The 19,872-nt window shown below is 68.3% G+C and carries 20 protein-coding genes; 4 read left to right on the top strand and 16 right to left on the bottom strand.

Features of this window, described 5'->3' with window-relative positions; translation table 11 throughout:
- Window positions 1-74: 74 nt before the first annotated feature.
- The 6 genes from ADE01S_RS15235 to surE all read right to left on the bottom strand — a co-directional run bounded on the left by ADE01S_RS15235 (window position 75) and on the right by surE (window position 5,162).
- Window positions 75-827: a TorF family putative porin gene (locus tag ADE01S_RS15235; RefSeq protein ID WP_062682565.1), complete on the bottom strand. Its 753-nt coding sequence runs from the start codon at window positions 825-827 to the stop codon at window positions 75-77.
- Window positions 828-1,162: 335 nt separating this feature from the next.
- Window positions 1,163-1,768, bottom strand: a complete 606-nt coding sequence (locus ADE01S_RS15230) for a hypothetical protein (RefSeq protein WP_062682564.1) — start codon at window positions 1,766-1,768, stop codon at window positions 1,163-1,165.
- Between the two features lie 181 nt (window positions 1,769-1,949).
- The gene (locus ADE01S_RS15225; RefSeq protein ID WP_062682563.1) at window positions 1,950-2,729 is read right to left on the bottom strand and encodes a 3'-5' exonuclease; all 780 of its coding nucleotides are present in this window, start codon (window positions 2,727-2,729) and stop codon (window positions 1,950-1,952) included.
- Entirely contained in the window at window positions 2,726-3,577 is an 852-nt protein-coding gene (locus ADE01S_RS15220) for a peptidoglycan DD-metalloendopeptidase family protein (RefSeq protein WP_062682562.1), read from the bottom strand. The genes ADE01S_RS15225 and ADE01S_RS15220 overlap by 4 nt, the downstream gene beginning before the upstream one ends.
- Window positions 3,578-3,594: 17 nt before the next feature.
- Window positions 3,595-4,419, bottom strand: a complete 825-nt coding sequence (locus ADE01S_RS15215) for a protein-L-isoaspartate(D-aspartate) O-methyltransferase (RefSeq protein ID WP_062682561.1) — start codon at window positions 4,417-4,419, stop codon at window positions 3,595-3,597.
- Entirely contained in the window at window positions 4,404-5,162 is a 759-nt protein-coding gene (gene surE / locus ADE01S_RS15210) for a 5'/3'-nucleotidase SurE (protein ID WP_062682560.1), read from the bottom strand. Before surE ends, ADE01S_RS15215 begins: the two co-directional genes overlap by 16 nt.
- Before the next feature lie 179 nt (window positions 5,163-5,341).
- Between surE and plsY the strand changes: the two genes are divergently transcribed.
- Window positions 5,342-5,980, top strand: coding sequence for a glycerol-3-phosphate 1-O-acyltransferase PlsY (gene plsY / locus ADE01S_RS15205; RefSeq protein ID WP_062682559.1), 639 nt, complete (start codon window positions 5,342-5,344; stop codon window positions 5,978-5,980).
- Window positions 5,981-6,170: 190 nt separating this feature from the next.
- Here plsY and tsaD read toward each other — a convergent pair whose 3' ends face one another.
- Window positions 6,171-7,202, bottom strand: coding sequence for a tRNA (adenosine(37)-N6)-threonylcarbamoyltransferase complex transferase subunit TsaD (gene tsaD / locus ADE01S_RS15200; RefSeq protein WP_062682558.1), 1,032 nt, complete (start codon window positions 7,200-7,202; stop codon window positions 6,171-6,173).
- Window positions 7,203-7,324: 122 nt separating this feature from the next.
- Here tsaD and ADE01S_RS15195 point away from each other — a divergent pair, with 122 nt between their 5' ends.
- The 3 genes from ADE01S_RS15195 to ADE01S_RS15185 all read left to right on the top strand — a co-directional run bounded on the left by ADE01S_RS15195 (window position 7,325) and on the right by ADE01S_RS15185 (window position 10,366).
- Window positions 7,325-8,617 carry an NCS2 family permease gene (locus tag ADE01S_RS15195; protein ID WP_062682557.1) on the top strand — a complete coding sequence of 431 codons (1,293 nt, stop codon included), beginning with the start codon at window positions 7,325-7,327 and terminating at the stop codon, window positions 8,615-8,617.
- A 227-nt stretch (window positions 8,618-8,844) separates the two neighbouring features.
- Complete coding sequence (locus tag ADE01S_RS15190) at window positions 8,845-9,849, top strand: LLM class flavin-dependent oxidoreductase (protein ID WP_062682556.1); 1,005 nt, start codon at window positions 8,845-8,847, stop codon at window positions 9,847-9,849.
- A 142-nt stretch (window positions 9,850-9,991) separates the two neighbouring features.
- A complete protein-coding gene (locus ADE01S_RS15185) occupies window positions 9,992-10,366 on the top strand; it encodes a thioredoxin family protein (RefSeq protein ID WP_062682555.1) in 375 nt (124 codons plus the stop codon).
- Window positions 10,367-10,542: 176 nt separating this feature from the next.
- Here the strand turns inward: ADE01S_RS15185 and ADE01S_RS15180 are convergent, their stop codons facing one another.
- The 9 genes from ADE01S_RS15180 to ADE01S_RS15140 form a co-directional block, all read right to left on the bottom strand.
- The gene (locus ADE01S_RS15180; RefSeq protein WP_062682610.1) at window positions 10,543-11,127 is read right to left on the bottom strand and encodes an IMPACT family protein; all 585 of its coding nucleotides are present in this window, start codon (window positions 11,125-11,127) and stop codon (window positions 10,543-10,545) included.
- A gap of 41 nt (window positions 11,128-11,168) precedes the next feature.
- Complete coding sequence (locus tag ADE01S_RS15175; protein WP_062682609.1) at window positions 11,169-11,972, bottom strand: transporter substrate-binding domain-containing protein; 804 nt, start codon at window positions 11,970-11,972, stop codon at window positions 11,169-11,171.
- 17 nt (window positions 11,973-11,989) lie between these two features.
- Window positions 11,990-12,763, bottom strand: a complete 774-nt coding sequence (locus ADE01S_RS15170; RefSeq protein ID WP_062682554.1) for an ABC transporter permease — start codon at window positions 12,761-12,763, stop codon at window positions 11,990-11,992.
- Entirely contained in the window at window positions 12,760-13,758 is a 999-nt protein-coding gene (locus tag ADE01S_RS15165; protein ID WP_062682553.1) for an ABC transporter substrate-binding protein, read from the bottom strand. Before ADE01S_RS15165 ends, ADE01S_RS15170 begins: the two co-directional genes overlap by 4 nt.
- Before the next feature lie 69 nt (window positions 13,759-13,827).
- Window positions 13,828-14,598: an ABC transporter ATP-binding protein gene (locus ADE01S_RS15160; RefSeq protein WP_062682552.1), complete on the bottom strand. Its 771-nt coding sequence runs from the start codon at window positions 14,596-14,598 to the stop codon at window positions 13,828-13,830.
- A 106-nt stretch (window positions 14,599-14,704) separates the two neighbouring features.
- Window positions 14,705-15,922: an MFS transporter gene (locus tag ADE01S_RS15155; RefSeq protein WP_062682551.1), complete on the bottom strand. Its 1,218-nt coding sequence runs from the start codon at window positions 15,920-15,922 to the stop codon at window positions 14,705-14,707.
- A 129-nt stretch (window positions 15,923-16,051) separates the two neighbouring features.
- A complete protein-coding gene (locus ADE01S_RS15150) occupies window positions 16,052-17,656 on the bottom strand; it encodes an ABC-F family ATPase (RefSeq protein ID WP_062682550.1) in 1,605 nt (534 codons plus the stop codon).
- A 181-nt stretch (window positions 17,657-17,837) separates the two neighbouring features.
- Window positions 17,838-18,842: an MDR family oxidoreductase gene (locus ADE01S_RS15145; RefSeq protein ID WP_062682549.1), complete on the bottom strand. Its 1,005-nt coding sequence runs from the start codon at window positions 18,840-18,842 to the stop codon at window positions 17,838-17,840.
- Between the two features lie 41 nt (window positions 18,843-18,883).
- Complete coding sequence (locus ADE01S_RS15140; protein WP_062682548.1) at window positions 18,884-19,855, bottom strand: Bug family tripartite tricarboxylate transporter substrate binding protein; 972 nt, start codon at window positions 19,853-19,855, stop codon at window positions 18,884-18,886.
- Between the last annotated feature and the right edge of the window lie 17 nt (window positions 19,856-19,872).

Here is a 19,872-nt window from a genome sequence, read left to right as displayed (position 1 = left end):
GGACCAGGCCGCAAGCCGCGGACTGCACCCGCCCCAAAGGTCGGCGCGGATCAAGGCGCCGCCACGGATACCGGTCAGAAGGAGCGCGATACGGAGAAGACCGCGCCCAGCCGCCCCGAGGTATGGCCGTACTTGGTGGGCAGCCAGTTGTCCTTGGTGGCCCCCACGGCCGCCAGCCCCAGGATCCAGCCCTTCAGGTCCTTGGTCACGCCGACCTTGTAGTCGACGTAGTGGCCGATGGAATCGCCGTCCATATTGGTCTGGTTCTTGAGCTTCTGGTAGCCGAGGTGGCCGACCAGGCCCCAGCCGTCGCCCAGGTCGAAGTTGGCCGTGCCGTCCAGGTACCAGGTGCCCTTGCTGTCGGGCGTGCTGAAGAAGTCGCTGGGCGTATACGAGTACTTGAGGCTGTAGCTGCCGTAGGACACGCCCAGGTAGAGATCGGTGTTGTTGTAGTTGCCGCCCTTGGGCGAGCTGGAGCCGGGGTAGTAGTAATGCAGCACGCCCGCGTCCAGCGCGAAGCCGCCGCCGACGTCGCCCTTCCAGCCGCCGTAGAAGTCCATTTCCAGGTTGCCGTCGGTGAACACGAAGCTGGAGACGTTGGAGTTCCAGTTGCCCAGATAGAAGCCGGAGCTGTGGGTCAGGTCGAAGCCCAGTTGCGCGGCGGGCCGGAAGTCGGTCTGCGAGTAGCCGCGGAACCGGTAGTCGCTGGCGATCGTGGCGTTGCCGCTCAGCGAAAAGCCGCCTCCCAGGTCGGTGGGTTCGGCCTGCGCCGACGCGGCGAAACAAGCGGCAAGCACAAAGGGCAAGGCGGGCAGCGTCTTCTTCATGGTGCGGAGTCCTGATCGGATTTATCGAGGAGGCGGACGGCCTTGCGGCGCATCCATCAGGCCGGCATCGCAGCGTTGGCGACCGGCTCTCCTTCCATGAAGCAATGTCCGTGCCAACCTTCGGACGGCCGGCGGACGGCGCCGGCAGGCGCGCGCCGGGTGCATGCCGGGCGCGCAACGCACCAGAAACGTGCATGCCCCCGCCCCTTGCCCTGCCCGTGCCCCGCAATGGGGAGCGCGCCAAAGCGCCAGGCCCCGCGACGCGCGAACGCGTGCGGGGCCTGGAAGGACGGGCCGGCCTCGCGGCCGGGCGCCGGGTTTGGTGGTTGGCGGGTTTAGTTGGCGGCGGGAGCGGCGGGCGGCGCGGCGTCGGCCGGGCCCCTGCCCTTGCCGTGGCGGCCTTCCATCTTGGCCATGCGCTCCTGCATCTTGGCTTCGCGGTCCTTGAGCATCTTGGTCACCTGGCCGCGCTGGGTGTCGTTCAGGCTGTCCCAGACCGCCAGCCATTGATCGCGCACCTGCTTGGCCTGGGTGCCGAAGGCATCGCGAGACTTCTCGGACTGCTCGATCAGGGCGCGCGGATCCAGCTTGCCGCTGTCCAGCTGCGCCTTCAGCAGGTCGTGGCGCTTGCCGCCGGAAGCGCGCATGGCTTCATGCAGGCTGCGCTGGCCGTCCTGGGCGGTCTTGAACAGGGCTTGCTGCTTGTCGTCCAGCTTCAGTTCGGCGACCTGCGCCTTGGACACGGGCCCCAGGCCGGGGATGAACAGGCCGTCGCGCATGCCTTTGTGGAAGCCGCCGCCATGATGGCGTTCGTGCATCGCGGCCGGGCCGCCATCGGCGGGAGGAGGAGGAGCAGCCATAACGGTGCCGGCCACCAAGCCGCCCGTCGCGGCGACAAAAGCAAGAGCGGCCAAATTGGAGCGGATAGCGAATCGGGACATGAAGGTCTCCTGTGAGTGAAGAAAGCGAGACCATTGTGCGATCGGGGCGGTTTCATCCGGGTTTCGTCCGCGTCGGCCATGTTTCAGTCGATTGCGCGGCCTCCGGACGCGACGACGGGGCCGCGAGGGCCCCGTCGTCGGTCTGCCTGGGCCCCCGTTTGCGCGAGGCCTCCAAGCGGCTTCAGTCGGCGTCCCAGGCCGCCATGTATTCCTTCCAGTGCGGCGCGTCGCTGGCGGTGAGCGTGTCGCGCACCAGGGCGATTTCGGCTTCGTAGGAGGTGCGGTCGAGTTCGCCGCGCAGGAAGCGGAAGCGGCAATACACCAGCCAGGTGTTGACCACGTCCGTTTCGCAATAGGCCCGCACTTCGTCGGCGCGGCCCTGGCTCCAGGCTTCCCACACCTTGCTGCCGTCCATGCCCAGCTTGCCGGGAAAACCGCAAAGCTTGGCCAGTTCGTCGAGCGGGGCGTTGGCGCGGCCGTTGTACTTGGCCAGCAGGTCCATCAGGTCCAGGTGGCGGGAGTGATAGCGCGAGATGTAGTTGTTGAACTTGAAATCGCGGTCTTCCTCGCCCATGTCCCAGTAGCGCGGCGCGGGCACGCCCTGGATCAGGCTGCGGTAATGCAGCACCGGCAGGTCGAAGCCCGAGCCGTTCCAGCTCACCAGCTTGGGCGTGTAGCGCTCGATGGTCTTGAAGAAGCCCGCCAGCAAGGCGGCCTCGGGATCATCGGGCTGGCCCAGCGTCTTGACGCGAAAGCCCTGGTCGTCGCGGAACACGCAGCCCACCACCGCGACCTTGTGCAGGTGCAGCGGCAGGAAATCGTGGCCCACGGCCTCGCGGCGCGCGGTCAGGGCGCGCTCCACCACTTCCTGGTCGGGGACCTCGGCCCCCCAGCCGTTGAGCTTGCGCAGCCCGTCGGCGTCGGGGATGGTTTCCAGGTCGAATACCAGGGTGGGCGTCATTTGGCGGGCAGGTACTGCATCGGGTCCACCGGCGTGCCTTGGCGACGGATTTCGAAGTGCAGGCGCGGCGAGGTGGTATCGCTTTGGCCGAGTTCGGCGATCTTGGCGCCGCGCTTGACCGTCTGGCCGGTCTTCACCAGCACCGCGCGGTTGTGCGCGTAGGCGGTGATGAAGCCGTTCTGGTGTTCGACGATGATCAGGTTGCCCAGGCCGCGAACGCCGTTGCCGCTGTACTTGACCAGGCCGTCGGCGGCCGCGGTGATCGGATCGCCCAGCGCGCCGGCGATGTCGATGCCCTTGCTGCTGGCGTTGAAGCCCTGCACGATCTGGCCGTTCGCCGGCCAGGCCCAGTTGATGACGCCGGCATCCGCCGCGCGCGTGGCGGGCTTGGTCTCGACCGGCGCGGGGGCCGGCGTCGCCGTGGCGTCAGGCGCGGGCGTGGCGGTTTCGGGCTGGTCCAGCGGACGCGGCTGCGGCTTGGCGCCGGCGACCGGCGCGGTTTGCGCGCCGCCGCCCGAGCCGCCGGACATCTTCAGGACCTGCCCGACGGAAATCTGGTTGGGGTCGCTGAGGTTGTTCCAGCGCTTGACGTTCTCGATGTCCACATTGTTGGCGCGGGCGATCTTGTAAAGCGTGTCGCCCGGCTTGACTACGTAGGTGCCGCCGGGCTGTGCCGACGGCGCGGGTTGCCCGCCGGTCATGTCGACCACCGGAGCGCGAGTACCTTTGGATGCGCAGCCGGCCAGGATGGCCAGGCTGAGCGCCCCCGCGATGAAGAGCGGGCGGCGCAGGCGCGTCGACGACGCGCCCAGAGTGATATCGGTCAGTTGCAACTGCCCGTTGAGCATACGTTTCTCCTGTTTGCTCAAGATTGTATTCCGGCCCGTAGCGGCACAAAGCGCACGGCCTCTAATTCAGTACGTTTCCAGCTGGCCGCGCCTGTGCGTTCGATCAGAACCAGGCGCTGGTTGGCGCCCCCTTCCGGAGCGATCAGGCGGCCACCCGGCGCAAGCTGCGACAAGAGCGCTTGCGGAATGGCGAGGCCAGCGGCAGCCACAACGATAGCATCGAACGGCGCCACGCCGGGCAGGCCCAGCATGCCGTCGCCATAGATGAGGCGGATCCTCGTGGTGAGCCGCAAGGCGCGCAGATGCTCGCGCGCGAGTTCGTACAGCCCGCGGATGCGTTCGATGGAATGCACCTCGCGCACGAACTGCGCCAGCACCGCGGCCTGATAGCCGCAGCCCGCGCCGACTTCCAACACCCGGGTGGGCGCGCGGTCTTCGCAGGCGGCCGCGATCATGCGCGCCACCACCCAGGGTTGGGAAATGGTTTGCGAATGGCCGATGGGCAGCGCCGCGTCTTCGTAGGCGCGGCTGGCCAGCGCCTCGTCCACGAACAGATGGCGCGGCACCGCGCCCATGGCGGTCAGCACGCGTTCGTCGCTGATGCCCTGGGCGCGCAGCCGCTCCACCATCGCTTGGCGCAGGCGGTCGGAGTTCAGGCCCAGGTTGCCGCCGGCCGCGGGCGCCGGCGCCTGGGTCTGGCGCTGCAGCGTGGCCGCGGAGATGCGGGTGTTGCTGTTGGCCGGCGTGACGCCGGGGCTGAGCCGGCCCGACTCGTAGCGGACGGGGCCGCTGCGTCCGGGCACGGCCTGCGACACGTCCGGTTGGCTTACGCGTTTGCGCATAGCGGCTCCGCCCACGCACGGATCTCGTCGAGCTGGCTGTGCTGGGTGAGATCCAGCCGCAGCGGCGTGACGGACACCGTGCCCTGTTCGACGGCATGAAAGTCGGTGCCCGGCGCTGCGTCCGCCGCCAGGCCCACCGGACCGATCCAGTACACCGTATCGCCGTAGGGCGTGGTGGTGCGCACCACGGGCTGCGACGGATGGCGCTTGCCCAGCCGCGTGACCGCGAAGCCGTGCATGTCTTCGAAGCGGCGGCTGGGGATATTGACGTTCAGCAGCACCGGCGCGGCCAGGGGCTGCGCCAGGTGGCGCTCGACCACGAGGCGCGCGGCGCGCGCGGCGGAATCGATGTGCGCCCAGCCCTTCTCCGCCAGCGAAAACGCGATGGCGGGGATGCCGAACAGATACCCTTCGCTGGCGGCGGCCACGGTGCCCGAGTACAGGGTGTCGTCGCCCATGTTGGCGCCGTTGTTGATGCCCGACACGACCAGGTCCGGGCGCGCGTCCATGAGCCCGGTGAGGGCCACGTGCACGCAGTCGGAGGGCGTGCCGTTGACGGCGATGAAGCCGTTGGAGGCGGTGCGCACCGACAAGGGGCGGTTCAGCGTCAGGGAGTTCGATGCGCCGCTGTGGTTGGTCTCGGGCGCGACGACGGTGAGATCGCCCAGCCCTTGCAGCGCCGCAACCAGCGCTTCGAGCCCGGGGGCGGAGTAACCATCATCGTTCGAAACCAGAATTCGCATTGTGCATCCGAAAGAAAATATGACACGGGTGGACGTGTCGGATTGTACCGTCCGCGGGCGCCATCCGTATGACCGGCTTGCGCCGCCCTGTCGGGACCCCGCTCGATAACCCGTAGCCGGCCCCGGCGTGGAGCGCGGTAGAATCCGCAGCCATTACGACAATAACGGACTCCCTTTCCATGGCGATAACCGCACCCTCCCTGGCGTTCAATCTGGCGCTCATCCTGCTGGCCTACCTGATCGGCTCCGTGCCCTTCGCCGTGGTGGTCAGCAAGCTCATGGGCCTGCAGGACCCCCGCAGCTACGGATCCAAGAACCCGGGCGCCACCAATGTGCTGCGCACCGGCAACAAGACCGCCGCCGCGCTGACGCTGCTGGGCGACGCCGCCAAGGGATGGTTCGCGATCTGGCTGGCCGAGAAGATCGCCCCTGGCATCCCCGTCGGGGCGCTGGCGGCGGTGGCGCTGGCCGCCTTCCTGGGCCATCTATACCCCGTTTTCCTGGGCTTCAAGGGCGGCAAGGGGGTGGCCACGGCGCTGGGCGTGCTGGTGGCCATCCAGCCCTGGCTGGCGGTGGCCACGGCCGCCACCTGGCTGATCATCGCCATCTTCTTCCGCTATTCGTCGCTGGCGTCGCTCGTGGCGGCCTTTTTCGCCCCGGTGTACTACGTGTTCGGCTCCGGCCTGGCCTGGTACGCGCAGCCCGCCATGGGCGTGGCGCTGGCCATCATCGGCATCCTGCTGTTCTACCGTCACCGCGCCAACATCACCCGCCTGCTCCAGGGCACGGAAAGCCGGATCGGCGGCAAGAAAAAATAAGACCGGCGGCAAGGCGGCTGGCAGGAATACAGGGCGGCCTCTGCCGCCCTTTTGCCGTCCTGGCGCGGCGTTTTTCGCCCCGTTGCCGGGTTGGCGCGCGCCTAGGGCCACCCCGACGCGCCCGTCTGCTGCCCGGTAGCAGCCCGCGGACTGGCCGCTCGCCGCCGGCGGGCGGGGGACGTCCTCGGATTCAGGCGATATCCGCCAGGTCCCAGCGCGGCTTCACGGTGAAGCTGTGCGCCTCCGCGTCCAGGACCGCCAGGCCCGCCTTGACGCGCTCCGCGGCGGCGAAGGCGATCATCGCGCCGTTGTCGGTGCACAGCTCCAGCGGCGGGAAATAGGCGCGCGCCTTCAGCGGCTTGAGCGCCGCGTCCAGCTTGGCGCGCAGCAGCTGGTTGGCGCCCACGCCTCCCGCCACCACCAGCCGCTTCAGGCCCGTCTGTTTCAGGGCGCGAATGGCCTTGGCCGCCAGCACCTCGACGATGGCGGCCTGGGTGGCCGCCGCCAGGTCGGCGCGGGCCTGCTCGTCCAGCCCGCCGGCCGCCTCGGCGGCCTTCACCCGGGTCAGGACGGCCGTTTTCAGGCCGCTGAAGCTGAAATCCAGGTCGCCGCTGTGCAACATGGGGCGCGGCAGGTCGAAGCGCGTGGCGTCGCCGCTGGCGGCCAGCCTGGACAACGCCGGACCGCCGGGGTAGCCCAGGCCCATCAGCTTGGCGGATTTGTCGAAGGCCTCGCCCGCGGCGTCGTCCAGCGTTTCGCCCAGCAATTCGTAGCGGCCCACGCCGTCCACCCGCATCAGCTGGGTATGGCCGCCGGACACCAGCAGCGCCACGAAGGGGAAGTCCGGCCGCGGATCGGCCAGCATCGGCGACAGCAGATGCCCTTCCAGGTGGTGGATGCCGATGGCCGGCAGGTGCCGGGCCCAGGCGAACGACTGCGCGACACTGGCGCCCACCAGCAAGGCGCCGGCGAGACCGGGGCCGGCCGTGTAGGCCACGGCGCCGATGTCGGACATTTGCAGGCCCGCGTCTTCGAGCACCTGGCGGGTCAGCGGCACGACGCGGCGGATGTGGTCGCGCGAGGCGAGTTCCGGCACCACGCCACCGTATTCCTGGTGCATGGCGATCTGGGTGTGCAGCGCGTGCGCGAGCAGGCCCCGTTCCGTACAGACGGCCGCGACGCCGGTTTCGTCGCAGGAGCTTTCAAAGCCGAGAATGATCATGGCGGCAGAGTTTACAACTGATGCGAAAATACGCGGGTTTGTTCATCCATACCATCAATAATGCGCGGACGGCCCCGCCCGCCCGCGGCAACCGCAAGCCTGCAAACATACTGGGGACTCGAATGCTGGAGAAGCTATTCAAGCTGCGTGAACACGGCACGACCGCTCGCACGGAACTCGTGGCCGGCCTGACGACATTCCTGACCATGTCGTACATCATCTTCGTCAACCCCGACATCCTGTCGTCGACCGGCATGGACCGCGACGCGGTGTTCGTCGCCACCTGCCTGGCCGCCGCGCTGGGCTCGCTGGTGATGGCGCTGATCGCCAACTGGCCCATCGGCATGGCGCCGGGCATGGGCCTGAATGCCTTCTTCGCGTTCACCGTCGTCAAGACCATGGGCTATACCTGGGAGCAGGCGCTGGGCGCCGTGTTCATCTCGGGCGTGATCTTCCTGTTCCTGACGATCTCGGGCATCCGGGTATGGCTGGTCAAGGGCATCCCGCATTCCCTGCGCAGCGCCATCGCCGCGGGGATCGGCCTGTTCCTCGCCATTATCGCGCTGTCCAACGCCGACATCGTCGTGGCGCATCCCGCCACCAAGGTCACGCTGGGCGACCTGACCAAGCCCGGCCCGCTGTTCGCCATCCTGGGCTTCTTCATCATCGCGGCGCTGGACGCTCTGCGCGTGCGCGGCGCCATCCTGATCGGCATCGTCGCGGTGACCCTGCTGTCCATGGTGCTGGGCTACAACGAATTCAAGGGCATCTTCGCCGCCCCGCCCAGCCTGTCGCCCACGCTGTTCAAGCTGGACATCATGGGCGCGCTGCACAGCGGCTTCGTGCACGTGATCCTGGTGTTCGTGCTGGTGGAGGTGTTCGACGCCACCGGCACGCTGGTGGGCGTGGCCCGCCGCGCGGGCCTGATGCCCGAGAACCGGCCCAACCGCCTGGGCCGCGCGCTGTTCGCCGACAGCACCGCCATCGTGGCCGGCTCCATGCTGGGCACGAGCAGCACCACCGCCTATGTGGAAAGCGCCTCGGGCGTGCAGGCCGGCGGCCGCACCGGCATGACCGCGCTGATCGTGGCGCTGCTGTTCCTGGCCGCGCTGTTCATCTCCCCGCTGGCCGGCGCCGTGCCCGCCTACGCCACCGCGCCCGCCTTGCTCTACGTTGCCGGCCTGATGATGCGCGAGCTGATCGACATCGACTGGAACGACGTGTGCGAGGCCACCCCGGCCGCGCTGACGGCGCTGGTCATGCCCTTCACGTACTCGATCGCCAACGGCATCGCCTTCGGCTTCATCAGCTACGTGGTGCTCAAGACCGCCACCGGCAAGATTCGCGACGTGCATCCGGCCACCTGGCTGGTCGCCGCCCTGTTCGTGATCCGCTACGCCTTCTTCCCCGGATAAGGCCCGGCCGCCCCGGGGCCTTCGGCAAGAAGGCTCCCGGGGCGACGCTTTCCCCAATCAGCGGGATAGGCAAATTCAATCAACCCGCCGGCCCATAAGGTTGCTGGCGGCCCAGGTTGATTTCGCCGATACACTCCCCATGTATCACGGTATATGGAGTCCGCCTTGCGTTTCACGCCCCCTATCCCCGCCCTGTCCTGTCGCCCCGCGAGCCCGGAGGTTTCCGCATGAGCAGCCTCGCCCGCATCCCCTTTTCCGTCCTCGACCTGGCCCCCATTGTGCAGGGCCGCGACGCGGCCGACGCCTTCCGCAACACGGTGGCGCTGGCCCAGCACGTCGAGCGCCTGGGATACAAGCGCTTCTGGCTCGCCGAGCACCACAACATCAACGGCGTGGCCAGCAGCGCCACCGCCGTGCTGATCGGGCACGTGGCCGGCCATACGAACACCCTGCGCGTGGGTTCGGGCGGCGTCATGCTGCCCAACCACGCGCCGCTGATCATCGCCGAGCAGTTCGGCACGCTCGAAACCCTGTACCCCGGCCGCATCGACCTGGGCCTGGGCCGCGCGCCCGGCAGCGACGGCGCCACGCAGCACGCGCTGCGCCGCGGTCCGCGCAGCGGCCTGGAATTCCCGGCGCTGGTGGAAGAATTGCGCGGCTTCCTGGCGCCGTCGCGGCCCGGACAGCCGGTTCGCGCCATTCCGGGCGAAGGCCTGGACATCCCGATCTGGCTGCTCGGATCCAGCGATTTCAGTGCCAGGCTGGCGGCCGAACTCGGCCTGCCGTTCTCGTTCGCCGGGCACTTCTCGCCCGAGGGCATGGCGGCGATGCGCCTGTACCGCCACCTGTTCAAGCCGTCGGCGACGCTGGCCCGGCCCTACGCCATGATCGGCGTGCCGGTCGTGGCCGCGGAAACCGACGAGGAAGCCCGCCACCAGGCCACCACCCAGCAGCTGAAGTTCCTGTCGCTGGTGCGGGGCCACCGGCTGCAACTGCAGCCGCCCGTGGACAGCATGGACGGCGTGTGGAACGAATGGGAGCGCGAGGCGGTCAATCAAAGACTGGGCGCCGCCATCGTCGGCGGCCCGGATACCGTCCGGCGCGAACTGGAGGCGCTGGTAGCCGAAACCGAGGCCGACGAGGTGATGATCGTTTCCGATTTCTACAACATCGCCGACCGCCTGCGCTCTTTCGAGATCGTGGCTTCCCTGAAGCAGGGCGCCCCCGCCTGAGCGCCGCCGGCCGGGCCCGCCCCGGCGCCAACCATTGCGACGCAACGGCGACCGGCTCTACTATGGCCCAAAGAGCATGCAATGCCGCAGCGTCGCCTGATCAGACACCGCTTTTTCGCCGCTCGCGCGGCAAGGATTCAAAATGAGTACCGTTGAACTCACCAAAGACAGCTTCCAAGACGCCATCACCCCCGACGGCACCCTGATCGTCGACTTCTGGGCGCCCTGGTGCGGCCCGTGCCGCGGCTTCGCGCCGGTTTTCGAACAGGCCGCCGCCGAGCACCCCGACGTCACGTTCGCCAAGGTGAATACCGACGTCGAACAGGAACTGGCCGGCGCGCTGGGCATCCGCTCGATCCCGACGCTGATGGTCTTCCGCGAAAAGGTCTTGCTATTCTCGCAGCCCGGCGCCCTGTCGGCCGGCCAGCTGAACGAGCTACTCACCAAGATCAAGGAAGTGGACATGGAACAGGTCCACAAGGAAATCGCCGCCGCGCAAAACGGGCAGGATGCGTAGGATGGGTGAAGCGCGAGAGTTCTTGAGAAAGAACTCAGGTATCCAGCGCGCGAAACCCATGCGGCCGCAATCGCGTGTTTTCCGGCCGATGCCAAGCATTATCTGCCCACGGCCGCATGGGTTTCGCGCGCTGGGCAATTGCGTTCTTGCGCGAGTAATCTCGCGCTTCACCCATCCTACGTCACATCCCATCCGGCTCGGCCGCGCGTGATGTTGGCCACGGTCACGGCCAATTCGTCGACCGCCGCGCGCGGCACCGTGAAGCGCAGCACGGCCCCTTCCGCGTTGAAATCTTCCTGCTGGATCGTGGCGCCCGCCTGGGCCAGGCGCGACTTGAGCAGCGGCAATTCCGCGAAGCCGCAGGCGCAGGAAACGGTTGCAAGATCCACGATCTCGGTCCGCTCCCCCAGGCGCAGGCAATTCGCCGCGCAGCCGCCGTAGGCGCGCACCAATCCGCCCGCCCCGAGCTTCACTCCCCCGAACCAGCGCACCACCAGCACCGCCACGCGGTCCATGTCCTGCCCTTCTATGGCCTGCAGGATGGGGCGTCCCGCGGTGCCGCCGGGCTCGCCATCGTCGTTGAAACGGTACTCTTGCCCGATGCGGTAGGCCCAGCAGTTGTGGGTCGCCTCCGGATCGCCGCGTTCGGCGAAGAAGCGCATGGCCTCTTCCACCGTGGCCACCGGCGTCGCGTGCGCGACGAAGCGGCTTTTCTTGATGTCTTCCTGGTAGGTGCAGGGAGCGGTCAACGTGTGCGTCATGCCCGGCATTGTAAGTGCAGGCTGCGGCCGCCGCGCCGGCGCTAGCCGTGGCAGTCCGGGACTTCCTGGTCCAGATAGACGTCGAACGCCACGTCGCGGGCCCATTTGACGGTCATGGCCTTCCAGGCGCCGGCGCGGTTCCAGTCGCGCATCTGCTGGTCGAGCCAGCCGCGGCTGGCGGAGTCGTCCGCCCGCAGCAGCCACACCCGCTCATGCCGGTCGCCGTCGGCGGACAGCGTGGACGAGAATTTCTTCCACTCCGGAAAGCGCATCAGCGGTTCCCAGACCGCGTCGTCCACCAGGCCGATGTCGCAGCTGCCTTCGCGCACCGCGACCAGGGCGTCGGACGGCACGCGGTAAGTGCGCACGACGGCGCCCCAGCGCTGCGCCAGGGCGCGAGACGCCGTGGCGGCCTCGGCCATGCAGACGCTGCGGCCGCGCGCGTCGTCCGGCCGCCGCAGCCGGGTGTCGCTGCGGATCACGGCCTTGGGGCGGACCGCGTAGCCGGTGGCTTGCGCGGCGACCGACGCCGGCAGGCCCGCCGCGCCGTCGGCCAGCACCAGGTCCGCCTCGCCCGTCGCCAGCGCGGCCGCGGCCTGCTCGGCCGACAGCTGCCGCAGGCGCACCGGCAGGCCCAGGCTCTGCCCCAGCCGCTCGGCCGCGGCGGCGTCCAGGCCGTCCGGCGTGCGGATCTTGGCGCCGGCCTCGGGCGGCGGCGCCAGGTACGGGACCCCCACCACCAGTTCCCCCCGCCCGCGCGCCGCCGCGAACGGTTCGGCCTGGGCGTGCGCGGCGCCCGCCGCCAGGCAGGCGCCAAGGGCGAACAGGCGTAGATGGCGAATCATGCGGGCCTCCGTCGCGCTCACACGTACTGGTAGCGCAGCAGGCGATGCTTGAGGTTCTCAAGCACGAACTGGTCGATCAGCGCCGCCAGCACCGCGATAACCAGGATGTTGGTCATCACGCCGGTCATGTCGGCGATCTCGCCCGAATACGCCAGCGAGCGGCCCAGGCCCTTGCCGAAGCCGATCAGCATTTCCGCGGAGATCAGGGCGCGCCAGGCATTGCCGAAGGCCAGCTGCGCGCCCGTAATGAGCTCCGGCATCACGGCCGGCAGGTAGACGCGCTTGACCAGGCCCCAGGGCGTGGCGCCCATGACCCGCGCCGCCGCCACGTGGACGCGCTGCACGGATTCCGTGGCGTTCATCACGCTGAGGGCGGCCGGGAAAAACGCCGACAGCGCCACCACCACGATGATGGGCGTGTTGCCGAAGCCCATAACGATCAGGAACAGCGGCACCCAGGCGATCGAGGGGATCGATTGCAGGATGACGATGGCGCTGCGCAGCACTTCGCGGAAGAAGAACAGCACGGCCGCCACCAGCCCGAAGCCGATGCCGGCGGCCAGCGCCAGGCCGTAGCCCGCGCCCAGCCGGCCCAGCGTGCCCAGCAGGCTCTGGTGGAAGGATTGCTTGCCCAGGTCCTCGAACAGGCGCTCGACGACGGCCGGAACGCCCGGCATGAGGAAGTCCGGCAGCGCGAACGACGCCAACTGCCAGAGCGCCAGGATGAACACTACGCCCAGCACGCCCGCGAGATGCTTGCGGGCGCCGGTGACTCGGGTGGATGCGCTCAAAGCTTGCGAGCCTCTTGCCAGGACAGGTCGACAATGCTGGAGACGTCGTACGGCTTGCCGTCACGCGTCTTGAGCGAGCCCTGGGCCTGCAGGATATCGGCGATTTCCTGCATGCGGCGGGTGTCCTTCTCGGTCAGCTTGGGCGTGAAGACCTGCGTGCCGATGGCTTCGGCGATGACCGTCTCGCGCGGCAGTTCGCCGCGGGTCAGGGTCTTGAGCGTGGGCTCCGCGATGAAATACGAGGCGATCAGCTTGGAAGCCTGGGCCGGTTCCTTCTGCAACAGCTCGATGGCCTGATTCTGCGCGTCCAGGGCCTTCCAGACGTCGTCCTTGCGCTTGGCCAGCGTTTCGCCGGAAGTAATCACGACCATGCACGGGAACGGCCAGGCCTGGCCCACTTCGTAGATCTGCTTGACCGGGGCGACGAGCTGCGCGATGCGGTCATAGGGTTCGAACAGGAACGCCGCGTCCACGCGCTTGCCCACCAGCGACTGCACCGCCACGGCGGGGCTCACGCCCATGACGTTGACGTCGTCGGCGCCCAGGTTGCCCTGCTTGAGCACCACGCCCTTCAGGACCACGTCCGCCGTGCTGCCTTCGGCCTGCGAGGCCAGGGTCTTGCCCTTCAGGCCGGCGATGTCCTTGATGCCGGAATCGTCGCGCACGATCAGCGAGTGGTAGCCCTGCTGCGCGCCGCCCACCACCTTCAGGTCCGCGCCCTTGGAGGCCCAGGCCACGGCGTTGGTGAAGCCGAGCACGCCGATGTCCAGCTGGCCGCCGACGATGGCCTTGATCAGGTCGGTGCCGGATTTGAATTCGATCAGTTCGGAATCCAGGCCGGCCTTTTTGTAGTAGCCGCCCTCCTGGGCGACGATGGCTTGCGCATCGTCCATGACGCGCAGGTAGCCCACGCGGAATTTTTCGGCGGCCATCGCGGGGGCCGCGGCCAGCAGCGCCGCAGCCAGCGGCAGGGACAGCCATTGCTTCAATTTCATGAGGAGAGCTCCAGGGGAATCGGGGGGCGGCGGCGCGAGCGCCGCCAGGAAGAATCCGAAAAGGGACCGTCAGGCGGCCAGGGCCAGGTCGGCGGGCGCGCCCGCCCCGTCCACCGCGATGCCGAGCAGGCGCAGGATCTCGCGCTTCTCGGCGGCCAGGCCGGACAGGTCGTGGGTCTTTTCGTGGTGCGCCAGGTTGAACTCGCGCAGCACGCGCGCCGGGCGCGGGCTGAAGACGATGATGCGATCCGCCAGGAACAGGGCCTCGTCGACGTCGTGGGTCACGAGCAGCACGGTGGGCTTTTCCTGGGCGATCAGCTGGCGCAGCACGTCCTGCAGGCTGAGCCGGGTGAGCGCGTCCAGCGCGCCGAAGGGCTCGTCCATGAGCAGCGTCTGCGGCTGGGCGATGAACGCCCTGGCCAGCGCGGCGCGTTGCCGCATGCCGCCCGAAACCTGGTGGGGGTAGTAGTCTTCGAAGCCGGCCAGGCTGACGCGCGCCAGCCATTGCCGCGCAGCCTCGCGGGCGCGGGCCTTGGGCGCCTTCTGGAATTCCAGCGCCAGCGCCACGTTGTCCAGCAGCGTCAGCCAGGGGTACAGCGCATGCTCCTGGAACACCAGGGTGCGGCTGGGGTGCGGGCCGGAGACGGCCTGGCCGTCGGCGAGCACGGCGCCCTGGGTGGGCTTCTCCAGGCCTGCCGCCAGATGCAGCAAGGTGGACTTGCCGCAGCCCGACGGGCCGACCAGCGCGACCAGTTCACCGGCCTTGATTTCGCTGGCGAAACCGTCCACGACGGGGAGTTCGCCGAAGTGCTTGTGTACGTGGTCGAAAGTGAGGTTCATGGAACGAATCGTGGCGCGCGTGGAAAACGAGCCTCAAATCTAACAATTCGTTATATGAATCCAAACGATCAATATTGAATGTCTTAACTTCTTTTCGTAATAAAGGTCAGGCCCTGGAAGCCGTCCGGACGGCGTGGCGCTGCAGGCCGAAGGCAATCAGGAAACCGGTCAGCACCGACATGGCGGCCGCCAGGAAGATGGCCGGATAGCCGAATCCGCTCGAAATATACCCCGCGATGGGGCCGGTGACGCCCAGCGCCAGATCCAGGAAGGCGGAGTACGCGCCCAGCGCCGCGCCGCGGCTGCCAGGGGGCACGCGAGCCACGGCCTCCACGCCGATGGCGGGAAATACCAGGGCGAAACCGCAGCCGGTCAACGCCGCCCCCAGCAAGGCCGCGCCCGGGTTGGGCGCCAGCCACAGCAACAGCAGGCCCGCGGCCTCGACCACGAAGGACGCCTGCGCCACGCGGAAGCCGCCGAAACGCGTGATGGTGCCGGCGAACAGCAGCCGCACCCCGATGAAGGCGCAGCCGAACGCGCTCAGCGCATGCGCCGCCCCGTCCCAGGACGCGCTGGCGTAGTACAGGGCCACGAAGGCCGCCAGGGTTCCGAAGCCCACCGATCCCAGGCCCAGCGCCATGCCATGGGGGAAGACGCGCAGCACCACGCTCTTGAATGCCATGCGGTGCCCGCCCACGATGGCGACCGCCGCGCGCGACACCGCCATGCCCAGGCCGGCCAGCCCCAGCAGCAGCACCGCGCCGCCCAGCGCGCCCATGCTCCATTGCTGCTCCAGGTACACGCCCAGCGGCGCGCCCAGCGCGAGGCCGCCGTAGGTGCAGATGCCGTTCCAGGAAATGACGCGCGCGGTATGCAGCGGCCCCACCCGAGCGATGGCCCAGGTGGCCGAGCCCGTGCCCACCCAGCTTTCGCCGAAGCCCAGCGCCAACCGGCTGACGATGATCATCGCCAGGCTGAGCCAGGCGCTGCGCTCGAAGGCGTATGCCAGCAGCAGGAACACCCCGCTGGCGGCGCAAGCCGCCATGCCGATCACCACGGTCTGCTTGGGCCCCACCGTGTCCGCCATGCGGCCCGCGTGCGAGCGGCTGAGCAAGGTGGCTGCGTATTGCACGCTGATCGCCAGGCCGGCCAGCACCGAACCGTAGCCGAGCTGGTCGTGCACGTAACCGGGCAGCACGGCCAGCGGCAGGCCGATGGCCAGATAGCAGATGAAGGTGAAGAACGCGATGGAAACGATGCGGAACGTCAGCGTGAACATGCCGATCTGCGCGCCATCGGGCGCGGCATGCGGTGTGGGGGACATGTGGGGGAGCGGCAGGAATGCCTGGCCGAAGCGGCGCCAGGGTTTACCCGGATGATAGCCCAGCCAGGTTTGCAGCAGGCTGAACGCGGCGGGCCGCCCTCAAGGGGCCGCGCCGCGCAAGCTCGGACCTCAGGCGTCGATGCCGCGGGAGGTCAGGTAGTCGTCGTAGGTGCCGCGGTAGTCGACGATCTCGCCCGAGGGCAGGATTTCGATCACGCGCGTGGCCAGGCCGGACACGAACTCGCGGTCGTGGGACACGAAGACCAGCGTGCCTTCGTACTTTTCCAGCGCGAACTGCAGCGACTCGATCGATTCCATGTCCAGGTGGTTGGTGGGCTCGTCGAGCAGCATGACGTTGTGCCGGCCCAGCATCAGGCGGCCGAAGGTCATGCGGTTCTTTTCGCCGCCGGACAGCACCTTGGGCGCCTTGGGTAGATCGTCCGCCGAGAACAGCAAGCGGCCCAGCACGGAGCGGATCGACTGGTCGTCGTCGCCCGGCTGGCGGTGTTCGCCCATCCAGTCCAGCAGGTTGACGTCGGTTTGCAGGAATTGATCCGACACGTCCTGCGCCATATAGCCCAGGTCCGCGTTCTCCGACCACTTCACCGAACCGGAGTCCGGTTGCAGGTCGGTGGCCAGCAGGCGCAGCAAGGTGGTCTTGCCCACGCCGTTGGCGCCGATGATGGCGATCTTCTCGCCGGCATCGACCATGGCGGAGAAGTTGCGGATCACGGGCGCGTCGTAGGCCTTGGACAGGTGCTCGACCGTGACCGCCAGACGGTGCATGACCTTGTTCTGCTCGAAGCGGATGTAGGGGTTCTGGCGCGACGACGGCTTGACCACGACCTGCTCGGACTTGATGCGGTCGATCTGCTTGAGGCGCGAGGTGGCCTGGCGCGACTTGGACTTGTTGGCGGCGAAACGGCGCACGAAGTCCTGCAGTTCGGCCACGCGTTCCTTGGCCTTGGCGTTGTTGGCCACCAGACGCTCGCGGGCCTGGGTGGAGGCCAGCATGTAGTCGTCGTAGTTGCCCGGGTAGATCCGGATCTCGCCGTAGTCCACGTCGGCCATGTGCGTGCACACCTGGTTCAGGAAGTGGCGGTCGTGGCTGATGATGATCATCGTGCTCTGGTAGCCGTTGAGCACGTTCTCCAGCCAGCGGATCGTGTTGATATCCAGGTTGTTGGTCGGTTCGTCCAGCAGCAGCACGTCCGGATTGGAGAACAGCGCCTGGGCCAGCAGCACGCGCAGCTTCCAGCCGGGCGCGACTTCGCGCATCGGCAGGTTGTGCAGGTCGACGGCGATTTCCAGGCCCAGCAGCAGTTCGCCGGCGCGCGCTTCGGCGGTGTAGCCGTCGTATTCGGCGAACTTGGCTTCCAGTTCGGCCGCGCGCATGTAGTCGTCCTCGGACGCCTCCGGGTTCGCGTAGATGGCGTCGCGCTCGGACATCGCGGCCCACATTTCGGTGTGGCCCATCATGACCACGTCCAGCACGCGCAGGTCTTCGAAAGCGAACTGGTCCTGGCGCAGCTTGCCCAGGCGCACGCCCGGTTCCAGCGATACGTTGCCGGCCGACGGCTCAAGGTCGCCGCCGATGATCTTCATGAATGTCGACTTGCCGGACCCATTGGCCCCGATCAGCCCGTACCGGTTGCCTTCCCCGAACTTGACGCTAACGTTCTCGAAAAGAGGTTTGGGACCGAACTGGATGGTGAGATTGGCAGTGGATATCACGGTATTTTTTAGAGGCTAAGGGCGTCGGGGACGCATGCGGGAAACCTGACATTGTACCAAGCCCGTCCGTCACGCGCCCCGCCGGACGCGTTTGCCCCTTTGCGGCTCCGCGTTTCCCCTCCCCGCGCCCCGCGTTTTCGCCCTGGCGGCGCGGCCCGTCGGCCGCCGCCGCGCCTGCGCGCTACCGGTTCACGTCGATGACGTATCGCCCCCGGTTGTTCCCCGCCATCAGCCGGGCGGCCAGCTGCGGCACCTGCGCCAGGCCGGCGGTGACGGCGATGTCGCCGAACGGCATTTCCTCATAGACCTGGCCCAATCGCTCCCAGGCCTGCCGCCGCTTGGAAATCGGGCACATCACCGAATCCACCCCCAGCAGCCGCACGCCGCGCAGGATGAAGGGCATGACCGTTCCGGGCAGGTCCGCGCCGCCGGCCAGGCCGCAGGCCGCGACCGCGCCGCCATATTCCATCGACGCCAGGACCCGCGCCAGCACTTTCGAGCCCACGGTATCGACGGCGGCGGCCCAGCGCTGGTTCTCCAGCGGCTTGGGCGGCTCCGCCCATTCCGGCCCCGACACGATCTCGGCCGCGCCCAGCGACGTCAGGTACGGGTGGACGGATTCGCGCCCGGGCTGCACCAGCGCCGCGACCCGGTATCCCAGGCGGGCCAGCAGCGCCACGGCCACGCTGCCCACCCCGCCGGACGCGCCGGTGACCAGCACCGTCCCGGCGCCGGGCGCGACGCCCGCCGCCTCGATGTCCATGACGCAGAGCATGGCGGTGAGCCCGGCCGTGCCGATGGCCATGGCCTTGAAGCTGTCCAGGCCCGGCGCAAGCGGCACCAGCCATTCCGACTTGACGCGCTGCACCTGGCTGTAGCCGCCCCAGAAGCGTTCGCCCACGCTCCAGCCCGTCAGGACCACGGGCGTGCCGACCGGGTAGTCCGCCGCGCTGGACTCCAGCACGGTGCCCGCCAGGTCGATGCCGGGCACCATGGGAAAGTCGCGCACGATCCGGCCCTTGCCCGTCACCGCCATCGCGTCCTTGTAGTTCAGGCTGGAATAATCGACCTTGACCGTCACGTCGCCGGGCGGCAGGCGGGCAATGGTCAGGTCCCGCAGCTCGGACTGCGTCCTGCCGTCATCCTGCGTCAGGACCAGGGCTTTGAAGGGATCGTCATGCTTCATCGGCTTTCCTTTGTGATTGATCGTTGCGGCGGGCCCGGGCCCTAGTCGACGCGGCTGCCCGACAGCTGGACGAGTTCGCCCCAGCCGCGGTATTCCTGGCGCAGCAGCTGCGTGAAATCCTCCGGCGTATCGACCCGCGCGAACGCCCCGATGGACTTGAGCGACTGGGCCAGCGCGGGCGTGGCCACGGCCTCGCCGATTTCCCGGTTCATGCGCTGCACGATGTCCTTGGGCGTGCCCTTCGGGAACAGCATCCCCAGCCATGGATTCGCCTGGAAGGCGGGATAGCCCGCTTCGGCGAAGGTGGGCGTGTCCGGCAGCATCGGCAGGCGCTGGCTGGCGCCCACCGCCAGGGCCTTCAGGCGCCCGGACTGGATATGCGGCAGCGTGACCGCCACCGTGTCCAGGCCGATGGCGACGTTGCCGGCGATCATGTCCGTCATCGCCTTGGCGCTGCCCTGATACGGAATATGGGTCAATTGCAGCCCGGCCTCGCGCTGGAGCATCACCATTCCCAGGTGCGACAGCGTGCCGTTGCCGGACGACGAGAAGTTCAGCGCGCCGGGATGTTGCTTCGCGTAGTCGCGCAGCCCCGCCACGTCGTCGAATGACTGCGAGGCATTGGCCACCAGCACCATCGGCAGGTCGGCCACCAGCCCCACGGGCTCGAAATCGCGCAAGGTGTCGTAGCCGGTGGACTTGTACAGATGCGGATTGGTAACGAGCGACGCCGTGGCCGATAGCATCATGGTGTAGCCGTCGGGCGCGGACTTCGCCAGCGCCGCCAGCGCGATGCTGCCGCCCTGCCCCGGCCGGTTCTCCACGATGACCGGCTGCTTCAATTTGGCGGACAGGCGTTCGGCCAGGATCCTCGCCACCGCGTCCGTCGCCTGCCCCGGCGGGAACCCCACCAGCAGTTTGACCGGCTTGGCGGGCCATTCGGCTGCCGCCTGCGCCGGCGCCGCCGCGATCAGGCCGATCGCAAATATCCACCCTGCTGTCCATGCACGCATTGCTGTCTCCTCCTGAT

The sequence above is a fragment of the Achromobacter denitrificans NBRC 15125 genome, from assembly GCF_001571365.1.
GTDB classification, from domain to species: domain Bacteria; phylum Pseudomonadota; class Gammaproteobacteria; order Burkholderiales; family Burkholderiaceae_B; genus Achromobacter; species Achromobacter denitrificans.
The sequence above is the reverse complement of the archived record's forward strand: the minus strand, read 5'-3'. Positions and strand labels throughout refer to the sequence as shown.

Coding starts and splice junctions, on each gene's coding strand:
- ADE01S_RS15185 (WP_062682555.1), top strand. CDS start 9,992: ATGAGTACCGTTGAACTCACCAAAGACAGCTTCCAAGACGCCATCACC.
- ADE01S_RS15190 (WP_062682556.1), top strand. CDS start 8,845: ATGAGCAGCCTCGCCCGCATCCCCTTTTCCGTCCTCGACCTGGCCCCC.
- ADE01S_RS15225 (WP_062682563.1), bottom strand. CDS start 2,729: ATGACGCCCACCCTGGTATTCGACCTGGAAACCATCCCCGACGCCGAC.
- ADE01S_RS15220 (WP_062682562.1), bottom strand. CDS start 3,577: ATGCTCAACGGGCAGTTGCAACTGACCGATATCACTCTGGGCGCGTCG.
- ADE01S_RS15195 (WP_062682557.1), top strand. CDS start 7,325: ATGCTGGAGAAGCTATTCAAGCTGCGTGAACACGGCACGACCGCTCGC.
- ADE01S_RS15235 (WP_062682565.1), bottom strand. CDS start 827: ATGAAGAAGACGCTGCCCGCCTTGCCCTTTGTGCTTGCCGCTTGTTTC.
- ADE01S_RS15160 (WP_062682552.1), bottom strand. CDS start 14,598: ATGAACCTCACTTTCGACCACGTACACAAGCACTTCGGCGAACTCCCC.
- ADE01S_RS15175 (WP_062682609.1), bottom strand. CDS start 11,972: ATGATTCGCCATCTACGCCTGTTCGCCCTTGGCGCCTGCCTGGCGGCG.
- surE (WP_062682560.1), bottom strand. CDS start 5,162: ATGCGAATTCTGGTTTCGAACGATGATGGTTACTCCGCCCCCGGGCTC.
- tsaD (WP_062682558.1), bottom strand. CDS start 7,202: ATGATCATTCTCGGCTTTGAAAGCTCCTGCGACGAAACCGGCGTCGCG.
- ADE01S_RS15155 (WP_062682551.1), bottom strand. CDS start 15,922: ATGTCCCCCACACCGCATGCCGCGCCCGATGGCGCGCAGATCGGCATG.
- ADE01S_RS15140 (WP_062682548.1), bottom strand. CDS start 19,855: ATGCGTGCATGGACAGCAGGGTGGATATTTGCGATCGGCCTGATCGCG.
- ADE01S_RS15180 (WP_062682610.1), bottom strand. CDS start 11,127: ATGACGCACACGTTGACCGCTCCCTGCACCTACCAGGAAGACATCAAG.
- ADE01S_RS15230 (WP_062682564.1), bottom strand. CDS start 1,768: ATGTCCCGATTCGCTATCCGCTCCAATTTGGCCGCTCTTGCTTTTGTC.
- ADE01S_RS15165 (WP_062682553.1), bottom strand. CDS start 13,758: ATGAAATTGAAGCAATGGCTGTCCCTGCCGCTGGCTGCGGCGCTGCTG.
- plsY (WP_062682559.1), top strand. CDS start 5,342: ATGGCGATAACCGCACCCTCCCTGGCGTTCAATCTGGCGCTCATCCTG.
- ADE01S_RS15145 (WP_062682549.1), bottom strand. CDS start 18,842: ATGAAGCATGACGATCCCTTCAAAGCCCTGGTCCTGACGCAGGATGAC.
- ADE01S_RS15215 (WP_062682561.1), bottom strand. CDS start 4,419: ATGCGCAAACGCGTAAGCCAACCGGACGTGTCGCAGGCCGTGCCCGGA.